Raw genomic sequence first — 18,877 nt, forward strand, 5'->3', positions numbered from 1 at the left:
GGAGGCGCCCGGCACGTCGACGAGCGTCGCGCAGACGAGCCCGCCGGTGAGCGACTCGGCGACCGCGAGCGTCCAGCCGCGCGCGCGTGCGGCGTCCAGCAGGAGAGCCGCCGTCGGCGGCGCGCCCGCGGGCGTGCTCACGAGGCGTCCCGGGCGCGCGCGGCGCGCGTCGCGCCGGGCGCGGCGGTCCGGACGATCCGCACGGCGACGCGCACGTAGTCGATCCCCGTCACGACGGTCACCACCAGGGCGGCCGCCATGGCCACCGCCGCCAGCGTGCCGACCCACGCCGGCAGCGCGAAGAGCGGCAGGACGTACAGGCCGATCGCCACGGTCTGCAGGACGGTCTTGACCTTCCCGCCGCGCGAGGCCGGCAGGACCACGTACCGGAGCAGGAAGAAGCGCATGACCGTGATGCCGAGCTCACGCACGAGGATGACGATCGTCACCCACCACCAGAGGTCGCCCAGCGCGGAGAGCAGCACGAGCGCCGTGCCCACGAGGAGCTTGTCGGCGATCGGGTCGAGCAGCTTGCCGAGGTCCGTGACCTGGCCGGTGCGGCGCGCCCACCAGCCGTCGAACCGGTCCGTGAGCGCGGCCAGGGCGAACACGGCGGCGGCGACCAGCCGGCCCGCCACGCTGTCGCCCGACTCGACCAGCATCGCCCAGGCGAAGAACGGCACCAGCAGCACGCGTCCGGCCGTCAGTACGTTCGCCAGGTTCCACGCGCTCGGCGCGGGGGCGGGGACGTCGCTCACGGACCCAGCCTAGGCGTGCGCACCGGCGGCACCGTCCAGGCGCGATCCGGTGGCGCCCGCGCGGACGCGGGCCGGCCTCCGGGCGCCGCGCGGCCCGGACCGGGGCGAACCGGACGGCGGCCCCGGTCGCACACGCCCGCCCACTACCCTCACCCCGTGACCCGCCACGTCCGACGGCACCCGCCGCGCCCGGCGCTGGTCGCGCTCCTGGCCTCGGTCGCGCTCGTCGCCGCCTGCACGGCCGGGGTCGCGGTCGCGCTCCAGCCCTGGTCCGCGTCCACGGCGGCGACCTCGGGCCCGACGCGCGTCGTCGCCTCGCCGGAGCCGTCGCCGACGCCCACCCCGACGCCGACCGCCGATCCGGACGCGTCGTTCACGATCGTCGCGGGCGGGGACGTGCTCGCCCACGTGCCGGTCGTGCGCAGCGCGGAGAAGGCGGGCGGCTGGGGCGCGCTGCTCGACCCGCTGCGGCCCTGGGTCGAGGGTGCCGACCTCGCGCTGTGCCACCTGGAGGTCCCCGTCGCGCCGCCCGGGACGACGGTGAGCGGGTACCCGCTGTTCGCGGCCCCCGCCTCGCTCGTCCCCGCGCTGCACGACCAGGGCTGGGACGGCTGCTCCACGGCCTCGAACCACTCGGTGGACAAGGGCTTCGCCGGGGTCGACGCCACCCTGGACGCGCTCGACGCCGCCGGCATGGGGCACGTGGGGACGGCCCGGTCCGAGGCGGAGGCGGACCAGCCGCAGCTCTACCGTCTCGAGCGCGCGGGGCAGACGATCACCGTCGCCCACCTGTCGGCCACCTACGGGACCAACGGCATGCCCGTCCCCGAGGGCAAGCCGTGGTCGGTGAGCCTCATCGACGTGCCGGCCCTCGTCGAGCAGGCCCGTGCGGCGCGCGCCGCGGGCGCCGACCTCGTCGTCGCGAGCGTGCACTGCTGCGTCGAGTACCGCACCGAGCCGACCGACGAGCAGGCCGCGATGGACCAGGCGCTGGCGGACTCGGGCCAGATCGACCTCGTCATCGGCCACCACGCGCACGTGCCCCAGCCCGTCGCGCGGCTCGACGGAGGGCCGGGCGGTGCCGGGATGTGGGTCGCGTACGGGCTCGGGAACTTCCTGTCCAACCAGGACTCCGACTGCTGCTCCCCCAAGACCGACTCGGGGCTGCTGCTCACCGCCCACGTGTCGAGCCCGGGGGCCTTCCCGGCCGAGGGTCGCGAGGCGGGGCCGGCGCGGGTGACCGGCGTGGAGTGGACGCCGATCACCGTCGACCGGGTCGGCGGGCACCGCGTCTACGCGCTCCCCGAGATCACCGACGGCGCCGGCCGCCTGTCCGCGCAGGCCGTCCGCTCGCGCACGGAGCGCGTCGTCGCCGCCGCGGGCGACGCGGCGCCCGAGCGCACGGAGCCCGTGACGCCGAGCGGCCCTGCGGCCGTCGTCGTCGAGCGCACGGGCGGCTGAGCGAGCCGTCCGGCGGGAGCGCCGGCCGGCTCGTCAGAGCAGCGACGCGGGCGGCTGGGCGCCGCCGAACATCCAGCCCTGCCCGTAGCGCCACCCGTTCGCGTGCAGGAACTCCGCCTGCTCCACGTGCTCGATGCCCTCGGCGATCGTCACCATCGTCAGCTCGCGTGCGAGCGCTCCCAGCGCCCGCGCGACCTTGCCCGCCGTCGGGTCCTCCGGGATGCCGGACGTGAACGACATGTCCAGCTTCACCCCCGCCACGGGCAGGTCGCGCAGGTACGACAGCGGCGAGACCCCCGTGCCGAAGTCGTCGAGGAGGATCGGCACGCCGGCGGCCGACAGCTGCGTGAGCTCGTGCCGGATGCGCGTGCCCGACGCGACGAGCGAGGACTCGATGAGCTCGACGACGATCCGGCCGGCGGTCACGCGCCGGCGCGAGATCTCCGCGAGCACGGTCGTCGCGAACTCCCCGTCGCCCAGCTGGTCGGCGGAGACGTTGATCGACACCCACCGGGTCGGGTCCGGGTGCGAGGCCACGAACTCGACGACCTGCGCCGCGACGAACTGCCCGAGCGGCACGGTGATGCCGGCCTCCTGCGCCGCCGAGAGGAACGCCGACGGCAGCAGCAGGCCCCGGGTCGGGTGCTGCCAGCGCACCAGCGCCTCGTACCCGACGACGCGCTGGTCGGCCAGGTCGACGATGGGCTGGTAGTGCACGACGAGCTGCCCCTCGGCCAGCGCGTCGGCCAGCTCGCGCGAGAGCTCGAGCCCGGAGCCCCGGCTCATCGAGTGGTCGTACACCTCGGTGCGGCCGCGGCCCGCCGCCTTCGCGCGGTAGAGCGCGGCGTCCGCCGCCGCGAGCATCGCCGGGGCGCCGCCCTCGACGGTCTCGGGCTCGGCGAGCGCGATGCCGACCGACGCGCCCACGCTGAGCCGCCGTCGGCCGACGCGGACGGGCTCCTGCAGGCCCGCGTGCACCGCGGCGGCGACCTCGAACACCGCCTTGGGGCCGTCGGGGTCCTGCACGACCACGACGAACTCGTCGCCGCCGAGCCGCGCCACCGTCCCGCGCCGCGCGGTCGCCGCGCGCAGGACGCCCGCGACGTGGACGAGCACCTCGTCGCCCGCCGCGTGGCCGTAGCGGTCGTTGATCTCCTTGAAGCCGTCGAGGTCGCAGGCGAGCACGGCGACGCGGTCGACGACCCCGGGCTGCTCCAGCACCGACTGCAGCACCTCCTGCAGCAGCGTGCGGTTGGCCAGCCCGGTGAGCGGGTCGTGCATCGCGCGGTGCGTGAGCATCTCGGCCTGCAGGCGCGTCTCGGTCGAGTCGCGCACCTGGACGACGAAGTGGTCGGGGCGCCCGTCCGCCGTGCGCACGAGCGCCGCGTCCAGGACCACCCACACGAGGTGGCCGTCGGCGCGCTGGTAGCGCTTCTCCATCGAGAACCGGTGCTGGCCCCCGCCGAGCAGGCGGTCGACCTCGAGCCGCTCGGACGCGCGCGTCTCGGCGGTGGACAGGTCCTCCATCGGGTAGCCGCGCAGGGCGCCCACGGTCGTCGCGAGCAGGTCCGCGAACGCCGCGTTCGCCTCGACGATGCACCAGTCGAGGTCGACGAGCGCCATGCCGATGGGCGCGTTCTCCATGGCGACGCGGAACTGCATCTCGGAGCGGATGAGCGCCGCCTCGACCTCGCGCCGGCCGGTCACGTCGACGAGCGTGGTGAGCACCGCGTCGTCGTCCCCGTCGCCCGCCGCCACGAGCTGGCTGGACACCTGGACCATCCGGGCCTGGGTCCCCGCGGTGCCGGGCAGCACGACGCCGACGAGCGCGGAGTCGACGGTGTACCCCGTGTGGTGCCCGCCCTGACGGTGCCCGAGGACGGCCGACGGGTTCATCGCGAGGCCCTGCTCGTTGACGAGCACGAGCGGCAGGTCCGACAGCTGGCGCCCGACGCTCACGGCCGGCTCGAGGCCGAGGATGGCGGCCGCGCGCTCGCTGAGGTCGAGCACCGCGCCGCCGAGCGAGGTGACGAGCACGCCCTCGCGCGTGACGGCCTGGAGGGCGTCGTAGCGCCGGCGCAGCTGGCGCGAGAGGCCGAGCAGCTCGTTGGCCCGGGCGACCTCACGGCGCTGGCGCTGCAGGAGGACGAGCACCGCCAGCAGCGCCACGATCGCGATCACCGCGATGACGGCGACGACGGCGAACGACCCGTCCCCCGGGCCGGCGAAGCCGGCCTCGGACGGCAGGGTCACCGGGATCCGCCGGACCAGCGCCCGGCGTCGTCCTCGTCCTCGTCCGCGCCGTCGAAGTAGTCGTGGGCCACCGGCGGGTCGCCCGGCAGGCCCTCGTCCTCCTCGGCACCGGGCTCGCCCCGCAGCATCGCGAGCGTGCCGGGCAGGTCGTCCGGCTGCACGAGCACCTCGCGGGCCTTCGACCCCTCGGACGGCCCGACGATCTCGCGCGACTCGAGCAGGTCCATCAGCCGGCCGGCCTTGGCGAAGCCCACGCGGAGCTTGCGCTGCAGCATCGACGTGGAGCCGAACTGGGTCGTCACGACGAGCTCCGCGGCCTGCAGCAGCAGGTCGAGGTCGTCGCCGATGTCCTCGTCCACCTGCTTCTTCGCCGGCGCCTGCGCGACGTCCGGCCGGTACGTCGGCTTGGCCTGCGTCTTGACGTGCTCGACGACCGCGTGGATCTCCGACTCCGCGACCCAGGCGCCCTGCGTGCGCATCGGCTTGGCGCTGCCCATCGGCAGGAAGAGCGCGTCGCCCTGGCCGATGAGCTTCTCGGCGCCCGGCTGGTCGAGGACGACCCGGGAGTCCGCGAGGGAGCTGGTCGCGAACGCGAGGCGTGACGGCACGTTCGCCTTGATGAGGCCCGTGACGACGTCCACGGACGGCCGCTGCGTCGCGAGCACGAGGTGGATGCCCGCGGCGCGCGCGAGCTGCGTGATCCGCTGGATCGACGCCTCGACGTCGCGCGGCGCGACCATCATGAGGTCCGCGAGCTCGTCGACGATCACGAGCAGGTACGGGTAGGCCGCGATCTTGCGCTCCGACCCCGGCAGCGGCTTGACCTTGCCGGCACGGACGGCCGCGTTGAAGTCGTCGACGTGCTTGAACCCGAAGTGCGCGAGGTCGTCGTAGCGCGCCTCCATCTCGCGCACGACCCACTCGAGCGCCTCGGCGGCCTTCTTCGGGTTGGTGATGATCGGCGTGATGAGGTGCGGGATGCCCTCGTAGATCGTCAGCTCGACCCGCTTGGGGTCGACGAGCACCATGCGCACCTCGTCCGGCGTCGAGCGCATGAGGATCGAGACGATCATCGAGTTGACGAACGAGGACTTGCCCGCGCCGGTCGCACCGGCCACGAGCAGGTGCGGCATCTTGGCGAGGTTCGCGACGACGTAGCCGCCCTCGACGTCCTTGCCGACGCCGATCACCATCGGGTGCTCGGAGCGCTTGGCCGCGCTCGAGCGCAGCACGTCGCCGAGGGAGACGGTCTCGCGGTCGGTGTTCGGGATCTCGATGCCGATGGCGGACTTGCCCGGGATGGGCGACAGGATCCGCACGTCGGCGCTCGCGACCGCGTAGGCGATGTTCTTCGACAGCGCCGTGACGCGCTCCACCTTCACGCCGGGGCCGAGCTCGACCTCGTAGCGCGTGACGGTCGGGCCGCGCGTGAAGCCCGTGACCTTGGCGTCGATCTCGAACTGCTCGAGCACGTTGGTCAGCGAGTCGACGACCCGGTCGTTGGCGGCCGAGCGGACCTTGTGCGGCGCGCCCTTGGCGAGCACGTCCTCGGCGGGCAGGACGTACAGGACGTCGCCCTCCAGGGTCGGCTGCTCGCCGCCGCGCGGCACGCCGCGGGCGGGCGGCGGCTCGACCGGCTTGCGCGGCCCGGGGACGGTCGCGACCGGCGCCGTGACGGCGTCGGGGTCCGCGCCGAGCACCTCGGTGACGTCGTCCGCGCCGGCGTCGGCCTCCTCGGCCGCCGCGACGAGCGCGGCCCGCCGGAACGCCTCGTCGGCGTCGTAGTGGTCGAGCAGCTCGTCGGACGTCTCGTCGCCCGGCTCCGCGGCGCGGCGGCGGGTGGGCAGCCGCAGCCGCTTGCGCGTCCGGGGCTCCGGCTCCTCGACGGCGGTGTGGCCCGCGTTGATGACGAGCGGCTCGTCGTCGTCCTCGCCGGGCTCGTCGCTCTCGCGGTGCCCGGTCACGAAGGCCCAGCCGGCCCGCAGGCGCGGGACGATCTGGTGCACGGGCGTGGCGGTCAGGACGAGGACGGCGAAGAACGCGAGCAGGACGAGCAGGATCACCGTGACGACGCTGCCCAGCAGGCTCGACAGCGGGTTCGCCACCGCCAGCCCGACCAGCCCGCCGGCACGCAGCAGGTGCGGCCAGTCGTCCGTGCCGGGCACGCCGCGGGAGACCTGGACGATCCCGCAGACCGCCACGAGCAGGGCCGTGAGCCCGATCCCCATGCGCCCGTTCGCCTGCACGCGCTCGGGGTGCCGCATGAGCCGGACCGCGATCGCCAGCAGGACGAGTGGTGCGAGGACGCTCAGCGCGCCGACCGCGCCGGCCACGGCGGCGTGGACCACGGTGCCGGCCGTGCCGGACAGCCCCCACCACTCCTGCGCGGCCACGACGACGGCGAGCGCGAGGAACGTGAACGCGAGGCCGTCCCGACGGTGCGCCGGGTCGAGGTCGCGGGCCCCGTTGCCGAGGTGCCGGGCGGCGCCGCCGACGAGGTGGGCGCCACCCATCCAGATGCCGCGCACGATGCGCACCGGCAGCGCCGGCCGGGTCGGCGGCTGCGGCGCGCGGGCCGAGGGGCGCGTCGAGCCCTTGGCCGTGCTGCGCGGCTTGCCGGCCGAGCCCGAGGTGCGGGCGCCCCGCGCGGCGGGCGCGCCCGAGCGCGTCCGAGGAGTCGTACGGGTCGCCATGGTCCTCACGGTAGCGGCGCACCCGCCCGGGCAGGGGTACGCCGTGCCGTGTCCGGGCACCTCGGTGCGGTTCGCGCGCCGCCGCGGTCCGACGCGGCGTGTCCGTGCCCCGTGGCAGGGTCGGGGCATGACCACGTCGACGAGGACGCGGCCCGGTCCCGGGGCGGCCGCGCCGGTGACGCGGGCCGCCGTGCTGCGGCACCGCGTGCGCGTGCAGCAGCTCGACCGGCCGGCGGGCAGCGCGGCCGGTCCGACGGACGCAGACGTGCTCGCGGTCGGCGTGCAGGACACCGGCCCGGACGGCTCGCTGTGGGCGCTGGCGGTGCGCGGGGTGCCCGTGCGCGCCGGCGCCTTTCCGGAGGAGCTCGCGCTCGCGTGGACGCTGCGGGGCGCGCCCCACCTCTACCGGCGCGCGGACCTGCCGTCCGTCCAGCGGGCGCTGCGTCCGTTCTCCGACGACGACGCCGCCCGCCGGGTGCTCGACGCCTCGCGCCCGTGGCGGGCCGCCGGGCTGCGGCCGCTCGACGCCTGGGCCCGTGTCGCCGCCGCGCAGCGCGCGCTGGTGCGCGAGCCGGTCGTGAAGGGCGAGCTCTCGACGCTGCTGACCGCCGAGCTCGGCGAGCCGTACACCCGCTGGTGCCGGCCGTGCGGCGCGACCCACCTCTACGAGCAGTCGTTCCGGCTGCCGGCCCTGCACGCCGGCCTGGAGCTCGTGCCCGGCACGTCGCCGCCCGTCCTGCGGCCCGTCCCCGGCTGGCCCCCGGAGCAGGTCGGCCAGGTCGAGCGTGCCGACGACGAGCCCGACGGCGAGCACGACGTCGTGCGGCTCCTGCTCCACCTGCTCGGGCCCATGACGCCGAAGCAGGCCGCCGAGCTCCTCGACGCGCCGCTGGCGGACGTGCGGCGGCGCTGGCCGTCCGACGCCGTGGAGGTCGAGGTCGACGGCCGCCGGTCCGGCGCGCTGCCGGCCGACGCGGCGGCGCTGCAGGTGCACGAGGACGTCGCCGACGAGCCGCTCGTCCGGCTGCTCGGGCCCTACGACCTCTACCTGCAGGGACGGGACCGCGACCTGCTGGTGCCCGACGCGGCGCGGCGGAAGGCCCTGTGGCCCGTGCTGGGCCGCCCCGGCGCCGTGCTCGTCGACGGGGAGGTCGTCGGCACCTGGCGTCCCCGCACCCGTGGGCGCCGGCTCGGCCTCGAGCTCGACCCGTGGGTCCCCTGGGACGCGGCCACCACCGCGGGGGTCGAGCGCGAGCACGCGCGGCTCGCCGCGTTCCGCGGACTGTCCGCCGGCTGAGCCGGCGCCACCCGGTCCGGGCGGCCGGCGTGGACGCGCGACGAGGCGTGTCGGTCCGCGGGCGTACCGTCTGGCCGTGAGCCGTCGAGGGTGGGTCCTGCTGCTGACCATGGGCGTCGTCTGGGGCGTGCCCTACCTGCTGATCAAGGTGGCGGTGCAGGACGTCTCGCCGGTCGGCGTCGTCCTCGCCCGCACCGGCGTCGGCGCGCTCCTGCTGCTGCCGTTCGCGCTGCGCGCCGGCGGGCTGCGGGTGCTGCGCGGCCACTGGCCCGCGGTCGTCGCGTTCGCAGTGCTGGAGATCGTCGGGCCGTGGTTCCTGCTCTCGAACGCCGAGCGGACGCTCACGAGCTCGACGACGGGCCTGCTGGTCGCGACCGTCCCGATCATCGCCGTGGTGGCGGGCCGCCTGGTCGACCGCCGGCGCGTCGCGCTCGTGCGCTGGGTCGGGCTCGCCGTGGGCCTCGGTGGCGTCGCGCTGCTGCTGGGGCCCGGCGCCGCGGCCGACGACCCGTGGGCCGTCGCGCAGGTGCTGCTCGCCGCCGTCGGGTACGCCGTCGCGCCGATCATCGCCGAGCGGCGCCTGCAGGGCGTCCCCACGATCCCGCTGACGACCGCGTGCCTCGGCATGACCGCGCTCGGCTACCTGCCCGTGTACCTGCTGACGGGGCCGCACCCCGTCCCCGGCACGCCCGCGGTCCTCTCCCTCGTCGCCCTCGGGGCCGTCTGCACGGCCCTCGCCTTCGTGCTGTTCTTCGGGCTCATCGCCGAGGTCGGCGGCGCGCGCTCCACGCTCGTCGCCTACCTCAACCCGCTCGTCGCCGTGACGCTGGGCGCGCTCGTCCTCGACGAGCCCCTCACGTGGGGCGTCCTCGCGGCCATGGTGCTCATCCTCGTCGGGTCCGCCGCCGCGTCGCGGCGCGGCTCGCCCGCCACCGGCGCGCCCGTCCCCGACCCGGCCGACGCCGCGCTCCTCAACCCCGAGCCCGAGGAGCCCGCGCGCGCCCCGCAGTGACGACCAGGCTCAGGCCTCGAGTCGTCGGTCGGCCCGCCCCTGCGCTCCGCTCCCGGCCCAGGCCGCTGCGCGACCCGGTCCGTCCGCTCCGCTCCGGGTCAGGCCTCGAGTCGTCGGTCGGCCCGCCCCTGCGCTCCGCTCCCGGCCCAGGCCGCTGCGCGACCCGGTCCGTCCACTGCGCTCCGGGTCAGGCCTCGACCACCACGGGGATGATCATCGGCCGGCGCCGCAGCCGGTTCGACACCCAGCGGCCGACGACGCGGCGCATCACCTGCTGCAGCTGGTGCGTGTCGACGGCGCCCTGCGCCGCGGCCTCCTCGAGCGCGCGCGTGAGGTCGGGGAGGATGTCCTCGAACACCTCGTCCTGCTCGGCGAAGCCGCGCGCGTGGATCTGCGGCCCGGCGAGCACCTTGCCGTCGGCCGAGCTCACCACGGCGAAGATCGAGATGAAGCCCTCGTCGCCGAGGATCCGGCGGTCCTTGAGCTCCGCCTCGGTGATCCCGCCGACGCTCGAGCCGTCGACGTACACGTACCCGCACGGCACCGCACCGACGACCTTCGCGACCCCGTCGACGAGGTCCACGACGACGCCGTCCTCGGCGAGCACGACCCGGTCGGCCGGCACGCCCGTCTGGACGGCCAGGGCGGCGTTCGCGACGAGGTGGCGCACCTCGCCGTGCACCGGCATGACGTTGCGCGGTCGCAGGATGTTGTAGCAGTAGAGCAGCTCGCCTGCGCTCGCGTGCCCACTGACGTGCACCTTCGCGTTGCCCGAGTGCACGACGCGCGCGCCGAGGCGCGTGAGCCCGTTGATCACGCGGTACACCGCGTTCTCGTTCCCGGGGATGAGCGACGACGCGAGGATCACGGTGTCGCCGGGGCCGACGGACACCTTGTGGTCGTTGTTGGCGATCCGGGACAGCGCGGCCATCGGCTCGCCCTGCGAGCCGGTGCACATGAGCACCACCTCGTCGTCGGGCAGGCCGTCCACCTGCTTGAGGTCGACGACCACGCCGTCGGGCACCTTGAGGTAGCCGAGGTCGGACGCGATGGCCATGTTGCGGACCATCGAGCGGCCGACGAGCGCCACCTTGCGCCCGTGGGCAGCGGCAGCGTCGAGCACCTGCTGGACCCGGTGCACGTGCGACGCGAACGACGCGACGATGATGCGCTTCGTCGACTCGGCGAACACCGAGTCGAGCACCGGGCCGATCCCGCGCTCCTGCGCGACGAACCCGGGCACCTCGGCGTTGGTGGAGTCGACCATGAACAGGTCCACGCCCTGCTCGCCGAGCCGCGCGAACGCCCGCAGGTCGGTGATGCGGCCGTCGAGCGGCAGCTGGTCCATCTTGAAGTCGCCCGTGTGCAGGACGGTGCCCGCACCGGTGCGGACCGCGACGGCGAGCGCGTCGGGGATCGAGTGGTTGACGGCGACGAACTCGCACTCGAACACGCCGAGGCGCTCGACCTGCCCCTCGCGCACGGCGAGGGTCAGCGGCTGGATGCGGTGCTCCTTGAGCTTCGCCTCGACGAACGCGAGCGTGAGCTGCGAGCCGACCAGCGGGATGTCGCGGCGCAGGCGCAGCAGGTACGGCACGGCGCCGATGTGGTCCTCGTGCCCGTGCGTGAGGACGATCGCCTCGATGTCGTCGAGCCGGTCCCGGATGTAGTCGAAGTCCGGGAGGATCAGGTCGACGCCGGGCTGGTGGTCCTCGGGGAACAGCACGCCGCAGTCGATGACCAGCAGCCGGCCCTCGTGCTCGAGGACCGCCATGTTGCGGCCGACCTCGCCGAGGCCCCCGAGGGCGACGACGCGCAGGGCACCGGACGGGAGCTGCGGCGGCAGGCCGAGCTCGGGGTGCGGGTGGCTCAAGGAGTCTCCTGTGTTCGGGTGGTTCAGCGGACGGCGACGTCCAGCAGCCCGGCGGCCACCAGCTGCGCTCGGATCGCGTCGAGCTCGTCGTCACCGGCGGGCACGAGGGGCAGGCGGACGTGGCGGTTGGGCAGCACGCCGAGCACCTCGAGGGCGGCCTTGGCGTGCACGGTCTGGAAACCGGCGCCGTTGACGGCCTCGACCGCGGGCAGCAGGGAGCGGAACAGGCGCAGCGCCTCGGCGGTGTCCCGTGCGTCCCAGGCGCGGACCAGCGCAGCGAGGCGCTCGCCGGCGACGTGCCCGACGACCGACACGATGCCCACGCCGCCCACCGCCAGCAGCGGGAGCAGCATGCTGTCGTCGCCGGCGTAGTACGCCAGGCCGGTGCGCTCGATCGCCCGCGCGGCGGCGACGACGTCGCCGGTGGCGTCCTTCACCGCGACGACCTTCTCGTGGGCCGCGATCGCCTCGATCGTGGCGGGGGCGAGCCGCACGGCCGTGCGGCCGGGGACGTCGTAGAGCATGACGGGCAGGTCGGTCGAGTCGGCGACGGCGGTCACGTGCCGCACCACGCCCTGCTGCGAGGGGCGCGAGTAGTACGGCGCCACGACGAGCAGCCCGTGCGCGCCGGCCTCGGCAGCCTGCTCGGCCATCCGGATCGCGTGCAGCGTGTCGTTGGAGCCCGCCCCCGCGAGGATCGTGGCGCGGTCGCCGACCGCGTCGACCACCGCGCGGATGACCTCGGCCTTCTCGGGCGTGTGCGTGGTCGGGCTCTCACCGGTGGTCCCGTGCAGGACGAGGCCGTCGTGGCCGTGGTCGACGAGGTGGCGCGCCAGCCGGACCGTGGTGTCGAAGTCGACCGCGCCGTCGGTGCGCATCGGCGTGACCATCGCGGTGAGGACGGCTCCGAAGGGTCGGGCGGCGGAGGTCGGACGCATGGGGCCACCGTACCGCCCTCACCCGGACGGCGGAGGCGGCCGCCCGGTCAGCGGGCGGGTGCGTCCGGCACGCGGCGGTAGGACTCGAAGCGGTACCGCAGGCCCCCGGTGGAGGTGTGCCAGCCGTCGGCCGGTGACGCGTCCGCGAGCGCGAACGCCTCGCCGAGCACGGGGGCGTGCGTGTCCCCCTCGACGTCCACGTCGACGACCGTGATCTCGACGCGGTCCGCGGACGGCAGCGCGAGGGCGTAGACCGCTCCCCCGCCGATCACCCAGACCTCCTCGTCCTCGGCGCGGGCGGCCGCGAGCGCGTCCGCCAGGCTCACCGCGACCACCGCGCCGGGGGCCCTGGTCGCGGGGTCGCGGCTGAGGACGACGTTGGTGCGGCCCGGCAGCGGACGGAACCGCTCGGGGAGCGAGTCCCACGTGGCGCGGCCCATGACGACCGGGTGCCCCGTGGTGAGCGCACGGAAGTGCGCCATGTCCTCCGGCACGCGCCAGGGCAGCGCGCCGTCGACGCCGATGACCCCGGTCGGGCTCTGCGCCCAGACGAGGGCGAGCGTCACACCGCCACCGGCGCCTTGATGGCGGGGTGGTGCTGGTAGCCGACGACCTCGACGTCCTCGAACCGGTAGTCGAACAGCGAGGGCGCCTTGCGCAGGCGCAGCGTGGGGGCCGGGTACGGCTCGCGCGTCAGCTGCTCCCGCACCTGGTCGACGTGGTTGTCGTAGATGTGGCAGTCGCCGCCGGTCCACACGAAGTCGCCGACCTCGAGGTCGGTCTGCTGCGCCACCATGTGGGTCAGCAGCGCGTACGACGCGATGTTGAACGGCACGCCGAGGAACAGGTCGGCGGAGCGCTGGTACAGCTGGCACGAGAGCCGGCCGTCGGCGACGTAGAACTGGAAGAACGCGTGGCAGGGCGCGAGCGCCATGGACGGGATGTCGGCCACGTTCCAGGCGGAGACGATGTGCCGTCGCGAGTCGGGGTCACGCCGCAGGTTCTCGAGCAGCTGCGTGATCTGGTCGACGTGCCCGCCGTCGGGCGTGGGCCACGAGCGCCACTGCACGCCGTACACGGGGCCGAGCTCGCCGTCCGCGTCGGCCCACTCGTCCCAGATCGTCACGCCCGCCTCCCGCAGGGAGGCGACGTTCGACTCGCCGCGCAGGAACCACAGGAGCTCGTGCACGATGGAACGCAGGTGCACGCGCTTCGTCGTGACGAGAGGGAAGCCGTGGGACAGGTCGAACCGCATCTGGTGCCCGAACACGCTGCGGGTGCCCGTGCCGGTGCGGTCCGCCTTGGGCGTCCCGGTCGCGAGGACGAGCCGCAGGAGGTCCTCGTAGGGCGTCTCGACGATCTGCTCGCTCACGCGGTCATCGTAGGCCGCGCGCGCCGACCGCCGGCGCAGGCACCCCGGGGCGGCGCCGGCCCGCGCGTCGCCGTCCTCGCGCCCCGGCGCCCCGCGCTCCATCCCACAGAACGGTCGGTCCCACGATGACATCCTCGGCGACGTCCGCCACCGCCCTGCCCCCCACCGTCGCGGCCCACGTGCCGACCGGGGTCCTCGTCGGCGGCCGCTGGCGCCCCTCCTCCGGCGGCGGCACGTTCCCCGTGGCCGACCCGGCCACGACCGAGGTCCTCTTCGACGTCGCGGACGGCACGGAGCAGGACGCGCTCGACGCCCTCGGCGCCGCGGCCGACTGCGCCGAGGAGTGGCGCCACGTCGCCCCCCGCGAGCGCTCGGAGCTCCTGCGCGCGGTGTACGAGACGCTCACCGCGCGGGCCGACGACATCGCCGCGCTCATCACCGCCGAGGGCGGCAAGCCGCTCGCGGAGTCGCGTGCGGAGGTCGCGTACGGCGCGGACTACGTGCGCTGGTACGCCGAGGAGGCGGTCCGGGTGGACGGGCTCGCGCGCCGGGCGCCGGCGGGCGGCAACCACCAGCTCGTGCTGCGGCGCCCGGTCGGCCCGGCGCTGCTCGTCACGCCGTGGAACTTCCCCATCGCGATGGTGGCCCGCAAGCTCGCCCCCGCGCTCGCGGCCGGGTGCACGGTCGTCGTGAAGCCCGCGCAGCTGACGCCGCTCACCACCGCGTACGTCGCCGAGGTGGTGCGCGCGCAGCTCGAGGCCCGCGGGCTGCCCACAGGCGTGGTCAACGTCGTGCCCTCGTCGTCCGCCCGCCGCGTCTCCGGACCGCTCCTCGCCGACCCGCGCCTGCGCAAGCTCTCGTTCACCGGGTCCACGGAGGTCGGCGCGCGCCTGCTCGAGCAGGCGGCACCGAACATCCTGCGCACGTCGATGGAGCTGGGCGGCAACGCGCCCTTCCTCGTGTTCGACGACGCCGACCTCGACGCGGCGGTCGAGGGGGCGGTCGCCGCGAAGATGCGCAACTCCGGCCAGACGTGCGTCGCCGCCAACCGCTTCCTGGTCCAGGAGGGGGTCGCCGCGGAGTTCACGGACCGGCTCACGCGGGCGTTCGAGGGCCTCGTCGTCGGGCACGGCGCCGCCGAGGGGACGACGGTCGGGCCCCTCATCGAGGCGGACGCGGTGGACCGGGTGGAGCAGGTCGTCGCCGAAGCGGTCGACGGCGGCGCCCGCGTGCGCGTCGGCGGTGACCGCCCGCGGGGCCGGGGGTACTTCTACCGCCCGACCGTCGTGGACCGCGTCGGGCGGGAGGACCGGCTGGTGACCGAGGAGATCTTCGGGCCCGTCGCCCCCGTCCTCACGTTCGGCGACGAGGCCGAGGCCGTCGCGCTCGCGAACGCGACCCCCTTCGGGCTGGTCGCCTACGCGTACACCCGTGACGTCGGCCGCGTCATGCGCCTGGCCGAGGAGGTCGAGGCGGGCATGCTCGGCGTCAACCGCGGGATGGTCTCCGACGCCAGCGCCCCGTTCGGCGGCGTCAAGCACTCGGGGCTCGGCCGCGAGGGTGGCGCCGCGGGGATCGAGGAGTACCTCGACCCGGTGTACGTCGCCCTCTGACCCCGGCCGGCCGCTGGGCGCAGGGCGCACCGTCCGCGGCGGTGTGCCTACAGTGCGCGCTGTGGCGAGGCGGGACGACGAGACACGGGCAGCCGTCCGGCAGGCCGTCTCCGTCTCGGTCGCGACGGGGCTGTACGGCGTCTCGTTCGGCGCGCTCTCCGTGGCGGCCGGTCTCGACCTCGCGCAGACGATGGCCCTGTCGCTGCTGATGTTCTCCGGCGGGTCGCAGTTCGCCTTCATCGGTGTCGTCGGGGCGGGCGGGCCGGGTGCCGCCATCGCCACCGCGGGGCTGCTCGGCGTCCGCAACGGCCTCTACGGGCCGCAGGTCGCCCCGCTGCTGGGCGCGCACGGCTGGCGGCGGCCGCTCGCGGCGCACCTGACCATCGACGAGTCGACCGCCGTCGCCACCGCGCACCGGGCCGGGCCGGCCGCGCGCGCGGGCTTCTGGTGGACCGGCGCCGGCGTCTTCGTCCTGTGGAACGCGTTCACGCTCGTCGGCGCGCTGCTCGGCGACGCGCTCGGCGACCCGCGTCGCTACGGCCTCGACGCCGCGGCGGCTGCCGCGTTCCTCGCGCTCGTGTGGCCACGGCTCGGCGGTGCCACCGGGCGGCTGGCGAGGCTCGTCGCGGGCGCCGCGGTCGTCGTCGCGCTCGCCCTGACCCCCGTGGTCCCCCCGGGCGTCCCCGTGCTCAGCGCGGCCGCCGTCGCCATCCTCGTGGGGATGCTCGTGCGCCCCGGCCCGGACGACGTGGCGCCCGACGACGAGGAGGCGCGCGCCTCCGGAGGTGGCTCGTGACCTGGTTCGCGATCGTGGCGGCCTCGGCCGTCTGCTTCGGGCTCAAGCTCGCGGGGCACCTGGTGCCCGAGCACTGGCTGGCGCAGCCCCGCGTGGCCCGCACGGCGGCGCTCGTGACCGTCGCGCTGCTGTCCGCGCTCGTCGCCGTCCAGGCGCTCACGACCGGCCGGGAGGTCGTCGTCGACGCCCGGCTCCCGGCGCTCGCCGTCGCCGCGGTCGCCCTGGTCCTGCGCGCCCCGTTCGTCGTCGTGGTGGTGCTCGCGGCGCTCACGGCCGCGGGCCTGCGGGCGCTCGGGATGCCGTGACGCGGGCACCGGGGCGCCGGTCCGCGCGTTGATACCCTCGCCCGACGACGAGGCCGCCCCCGCGCGCGGCCCCCGCCACCCCGGAGGACCGATGGCCCAGGCCACCCCTGCCACGCTGCGCCGATCCCCGTTCGGCTCGCTGATCTTCATGTCGCGGTGGCTCCAGCTGCCGCTGTACCTCGGCCTCATCGTGGCGCAGGCGTTCTACGTCTGGCAGTTCATGACGTCGCTGTGGGACCTCGGCGTGGGGCTGTTCACGGGGCACACGACCAGCCACGGCGAGGAGGTCGTGTTCGACGAGGGGACGATGATCATCGCCGTCCTGGGGCTGGTCGACGTCGTCATGATCGCGAACCTGCTCATCATGGTGATCATCGGCGGCTACGAGACGTTCGTCTCCCGGATCCGGCTCGACGACCACCCCGACCAGCCCGAGTGGCTCTCGCACGTGAACGCGAACGTCCTCAAGACGAAGCTCGCGATGTCGATCATCGGCATCTCGTCCATCCACCTGCTCGCCAGCTTCATCGAGGCCGGCGACACGCTGCACGAGCCGTCCGGGGAGAAGGCGCTCCTGTGGCAGACGCTCATCCACCTCGCGTTCATCGTCTCGGCCCTGGCCCTCGCGCAGATCGACCGGATGTCGGTCAAGCACCCGTCGAAGGCCGCGGCTCCCGTCGCCGAGCCCGACCGCGCCCCGGCGGCACGGTGATGGACCTGCTGCGCGAGGCCGCCGACGTCTCGGTCCGCCCGGCGGTGCCGGGCGACGAGGACGCGATCGCCCGCATCCAGGTGAGCGCGTGGCGTGCGGCCCACGGGGCGGCCCTCGGAGACGCCCTCGACCTGCTCGACCTCGACGCCGTCCGCACCCAGTGGGCGGCGGCGGTCTCCGCTCCCCCGAGCGGCCACCGGGTCCTCGTGGCGTGCGACGGCCCGACGGTCGTGGGGTTCGCGGCGTTCGCGACCATCGACGACGAGCCGCCGGGCGGCGTCGTGCTGGCCCTCGAGGTCCAGCCGGTGCAGCAGCGGGCCGGGCACGGCTCGCGGCTGCTCGCGGCGTGCGTGGACCTGCTGCGCGAGCAGGGCGCCGACCAGGTGCAGACGTGGGTGCTCGACGGCGACACGGCCCGGGAGGAGTTCCTCGGCGGCGCCGGCCTGGGGCCGGACGGCACGACGCGCACCCTGGCGTCCGGCACGCAGCCGGACGGGACGGAGCGAGTCGTCACCGAGCACCGCTGGTGGGCCTCGATCTGAGCGCCCCGCGGCGCGGCGCGGCGTCCCTCAGCGGGTGCGGGCGCGGTGCAGCCGGGCCGCGCGCCGCAGCGACTCCCGCGCGCGGGAGCGGTCGCCCGCCGCGTCGTACGCGAACGCCACGTGGTACCAGACCCGCCAGTCGTCCGGGGCGGCGTCGACCCGCTCGCGCGCGCCCTCGAACGCCGCCCGCGCCGCGGCGCGGTCGATCCGGCCGCCCGGCGAGCGGGGCAGGTCGTCGACCGGCAGCTCGTCGGCGGCGGCGAGCTCGTCGGCCATGCGCTGCACCTCGACCGCGAGCAGCCACTCGCGCACGATGAGCCCGACGACGAGCAGCGGCAGCACCAGCAGCGCCACGCCCATGACGACCGCCACGGGCTCACCCGTGCGCACCAGCGCCACCGCACGGACCGCCACGAGCCAGACGTAGAGCGCCAGCAGCGCCGTCAGCGCCACCGCGCCGGCCGTCGCGACGGCGCGCGAGCGGCTCATCGCGGCAGGTCGAGCAGGTGCTCGAGCCCGACCGTGAGCCCCGGCAGCCCGGCGACCCGGCGAACGCCGAGCAGCACGCCCGGCACGAAGCTCACGCGGTCGAACGAGTCGTGCCGGATCGTCAGCATCTCCCCCGGGTTGCCGAGGAGGATCTCCTCGTGCGCGACGAGCCCGCGCAGCCGGACCGCGTGCACGTGCACGCCGTCGACGACCGACCCGCGCGCGCCGTCGAGCTGCTGGGACGTGGCGTCCGGGCCGGGGCCGAGGCCGGCGGCGGCACGGGCGGCGGCGATGCCCGCGGCCGTGTGCCGCGCCGTGCCCGACGGCGCGTCGACCTTGTCCGGGTGGTGCAGCTCGACCACCTCGACCGACTCGAACCACCGGGCGGCCTGCGCGGCGAACGACATCGCCAGGACCGCCCCGAGCGCGAAGTTCGGCGCGACGAGCACGCCCACCCCCGGGCGGTCGGCGAGGTGGTCGCGCACGCGGCCCAGCGACGCGTCGTCCCAGCCCGTGGTGCCGACGACGGCGTGGATCCCGGCGTCGACGAGCGCGTGGACGTTCGCCTCGGTCGACGACGGCACCGTGAAGTCGATCGCGACCTGCGCGCCGGCGGCGGCGAGCGTGGCGAGGTCGTCCCCGGCGTCGAGCGCCGCGACGAGCTCGAGGTCGTCGGCCTGCTCGACCGCCGACACCATCGTGGACCCGACCCGCCCGGCGGCGCCCAGCACCGCGACCCTGATGCGCTCCGTCACGGGAGCCC

The 18,877-nt window shown here is 75.5% G+C and carries 18 protein-coding genes; 8 read left to right on the forward strand and 10 right to left on the reverse strand.

Going from position 1 to position 18,877, the window contains the following annotated elements; translation table 11 throughout:
• Both HGCM_RS19150 and pgsA read right to left on the reverse strand, forming a co-directional pair.
• Positions 1 to 141, reverse strand: a 141-nt coding sequence (locus HGCM_RS19150) for a CinA family protein (protein WP_147573278.1), incomplete at its 3' end; no start/stop codon positions are given.
• Positions 138 to 758 carry a CDP-diacylglycerol--glycerol-3-phosphate 3-phosphatidyltransferase gene (gene pgsA, locus HGCM_RS14135; RefSeq protein WP_019137483.1) on the reverse strand — a complete coding sequence of 207 codons (621 nt, stop codon included), beginning with the start codon at positions 756 to 758 and terminating at the stop codon, positions 138 to 140. The genes pgsA and HGCM_RS19150, both read right to left, overlap by 4 nt.
• A 156-nt stretch (positions 759 to 914) precedes the next feature.
• Here pgsA and HGCM_RS14140 point away from each other — a divergent pair, with 156 nt between their 5' ends.
• Positions 915 to 2,219, forward strand: a complete 1,305-nt coding sequence (locus HGCM_RS14140) for a CapA family protein (RefSeq protein ID WP_019137484.1) — start codon at positions 915 to 917, stop codon at positions 2,217 to 2,219.
• Positions 2,220 to 2,252: 33 nt separating this feature from the next.
• Here HGCM_RS14140 and HGCM_RS14145 read toward each other — a convergent pair whose 3' ends face one another.
• Together HGCM_RS14145 and HGCM_RS14150 are read right to left on the reverse strand one after the other, a co-directional pair.
• Complete coding sequence (locus HGCM_RS14145) at positions 2,253 to 4,472, reverse strand: putative bifunctional diguanylate cyclase/phosphodiesterase (RefSeq protein WP_019137485.1); 2,220 nt, start codon at positions 4,470 to 4,472, stop codon at positions 2,253 to 2,255.
• Complete coding sequence (locus HGCM_RS14150; RefSeq protein ID WP_019137486.1) at positions 4,469 to 7,165, reverse strand: FtsK/SpoIIIE family DNA translocase; 2,697 nt, start codon at positions 7,163 to 7,165, stop codon at positions 4,469 to 4,471. Before HGCM_RS14150 ends, HGCM_RS14145 begins: the two co-directional genes overlap by 4 nt.
• Before the next feature lie 127 nt (positions 7,166 to 7,292).
• Between HGCM_RS14150 and HGCM_RS14155 the strand changes: the two genes are divergently transcribed.
• Positions 7,293 to 8,462, forward strand: a complete 1,170-nt coding sequence (locus HGCM_RS14155; RefSeq protein WP_051016229.1) for a DNA glycosylase AlkZ-like family protein — start codon at positions 7,293 to 7,295, stop codon at positions 8,460 to 8,462.
• Positions 8,463 to 8,538: 76 nt separating this feature from the next.
• Positions 8,539 to 9,474, forward strand: a complete 936-nt coding sequence (locus HGCM_RS14160; protein ID WP_019137488.1) for a DMT family transporter — start codon at positions 8,539 to 8,541, stop codon at positions 9,472 to 9,474.
• Between the two features lie 187 nt (positions 9,475 to 9,661).
• Here HGCM_RS14160 and HGCM_RS14165 read toward each other — a convergent pair whose 3' ends face one another.
• The 4 genes from HGCM_RS14165 to HGCM_RS14180 are packed head-to-tail and all read right to left on the reverse strand — an operon-like array spanning position 9,662 to position 13,759.
• Positions 9,662 to 11,347 carry a ribonuclease J gene (locus tag HGCM_RS14165; RefSeq protein WP_019137489.1) on the reverse strand — a complete coding sequence of 562 codons (1,686 nt, stop codon included), beginning with the start codon at positions 11,345 to 11,347 and terminating at the stop codon, positions 9,662 to 9,664.
• Between the two features lie 23 nt (positions 11,348 to 11,370).
• Positions 11,371 to 12,285, reverse strand: a complete 915-nt coding sequence (gene dapA / locus HGCM_RS14170) for a 4-hydroxy-tetrahydrodipicolinate synthase (protein WP_019137490.1) — start codon at positions 12,283 to 12,285, stop codon at positions 11,371 to 11,373.
• A gap of 47 nt (positions 12,286 to 12,332) precedes the next feature.
• On the reverse strand, positions 12,333 to 12,851 hold the full coding sequence (locus HGCM_RS14175; RefSeq protein ID WP_019137491.1) for a dihydrofolate reductase: 519 nt from the start codon (positions 12,849 to 12,851) through the stop codon (positions 12,333 to 12,335).
• Positions 12,848 to 13,759 (reverse strand): thymidylate synthase, encoded by a 912-nt coding sequence (locus HGCM_RS14180; RefSeq protein WP_019137492.1) that lies wholly within the window; start codon positions 13,757 to 13,759, stop codon positions 12,848 to 12,850. The genes HGCM_RS14175 and HGCM_RS14180 overlap by 4 nt, the downstream gene beginning before the upstream one ends.
• A 23-nt stretch (positions 13,760 to 13,782) precedes the next feature.
• Between HGCM_RS14180 and HGCM_RS14185 the strand changes: the two genes are divergently transcribed.
• The 5 genes from HGCM_RS14185 (at position 13,783) to HGCM_RS14205 (ending at position 17,625) form a co-directional block, all read left to right on the forward strand.
• A complete protein-coding gene (locus tag HGCM_RS14185) occupies positions 13,783 to 15,270 on the forward strand; it encodes an NAD-dependent succinate-semialdehyde dehydrogenase (protein ID WP_019137493.1) in 1,488 nt (495 codons plus the stop codon).
• Between the two features lie 61 nt (positions 15,271 to 15,331).
• The gene (locus HGCM_RS18390; protein ID WP_019137494.1) at positions 15,332 to 16,066 is read left to right on the forward strand and encodes an AzlC family ABC transporter permease; all 735 of its coding nucleotides are present in this window, start codon (positions 15,332 to 15,334) and stop codon (positions 16,064 to 16,066) included.
• Positions 16,063 to 16,371, forward strand: a complete 309-nt coding sequence (locus tag HGCM_RS14195) for an AzlD domain-containing protein (protein WP_019137495.1) — start codon at positions 16,063 to 16,065, stop codon at positions 16,369 to 16,371. The genes HGCM_RS18390 and HGCM_RS14195 overlap by 4 nt, the downstream gene beginning before the upstream one ends.
• Positions 16,372 to 16,462: 91 nt before the next feature.
• The gene (locus HGCM_RS18395; RefSeq protein ID WP_019137496.1) at positions 16,463 to 17,083 is read left to right on the forward strand and encodes a TIGR00645 family protein; all 621 of its coding nucleotides are present in this window, start codon (positions 16,463 to 16,465) and stop codon (positions 17,081 to 17,083) included.
• On the forward strand, positions 17,083 to 17,625 hold the full coding sequence (locus HGCM_RS14205; protein ID WP_019137497.1) for a GNAT family N-acetyltransferase: 543 nt from the start codon (positions 17,083 to 17,085) through the stop codon (positions 17,623 to 17,625). The genes HGCM_RS18395 and HGCM_RS14205 overlap by 1 nt, the downstream gene beginning before the upstream one ends.
• A gap of 27 nt (positions 17,626 to 17,652) precedes the next feature.
• On the opposite strand, the gene HGCM_RS14210 is transcribed toward HGCM_RS14205, so the two are convergent.
• Both HGCM_RS14210 and dapB read right to left on the reverse strand, forming a co-directional pair.
• Positions 17,653 to 18,114, reverse strand: coding sequence for a hypothetical protein (locus HGCM_RS14210; RefSeq protein ID WP_019137498.1), 462 nt, complete (start codon positions 18,112 to 18,114; stop codon positions 17,653 to 17,655).
• The gene (gene dapB, locus HGCM_RS14215) at positions 18,111 to 18,869 is read right to left on the reverse strand and encodes a 4-hydroxy-tetrahydrodipicolinate reductase (protein ID WP_019137499.1); all 759 of its coding nucleotides are present in this window, start codon (positions 18,867 to 18,869) and stop codon (positions 18,111 to 18,113) included. Before dapB ends, HGCM_RS14210 begins: the two co-directional genes overlap by 4 nt.
• Positions 18,870 to 18,877 lie beyond the last annotated feature (8 nt).

Origin of the sequence: Cellulomonas massiliensis JC225 (genome assembly GCF_000312005.1) — a bacterium.
Taxonomy (GTDB): domain Bacteria; phylum Actinomycetota; class Actinomycetes; order Actinomycetales; family Cellulomonadaceae; genus Cellulomonas; species Cellulomonas massiliensis.

What these genes read in the sequence shown, in the direction of transcription:
- HGCM_RS14150 (WP_019137486.1), bottom strand. Translation starts at nt 7,165, where the DNA reads ATGGCGACCCGTACGACTCCTCGGACGCGCTCGGGCGCGCCCGCCGCG.
- HGCM_RS14155 (WP_051016229.1), top strand. Translation starts at nt 7,293, where the DNA reads ATGACCACGTCGACGAGGACGCGGCCCGGTCCCGGGGCGGCCGCGCCG.
- dapA (WP_019137490.1), bottom strand. Translation starts at nt 12,285, where the DNA reads ATGCGTCCGACCTCCGCCGCCCGACCCTTCGGAGCCGTCCTCACCGCG.
- HGCM_RS14180 (WP_019137492.1), bottom strand. Translation starts at nt 13,759, where the DNA reads ATGGAGCGCGGGGCGCCGGGGCGCGAGGACGGCGACGCGCGGGCCGGC.
- HGCM_RS14185 (WP_019137493.1), top strand. Translation starts at nt 13,783, where the DNA reads ATGACATCCTCGGCGACGTCCGCCACCGCCCTGCCCCCCACCGTCGCG.
- HGCM_RS18395 (WP_019137496.1), top strand. Translation starts at nt 16,463, where the DNA reads ATGGCCCAGGCCACCCCTGCCACGCTGCGCCGATCCCCGTTCGGCTCG.
- HGCM_RS14205 (WP_019137497.1), top strand. Translation starts at nt 17,083, where the DNA reads ATGGACCTGCTGCGCGAGGCCGCCGACGTCTCGGTCCGCCCGGCGGTG.
- HGCM_RS14210 (WP_019137498.1), bottom strand. Translation starts at nt 18,114, where the DNA reads ATGAGCCGCTCGCGCGCCGTCGCGACGGCCGGCGCGGTGGCGCTGACG.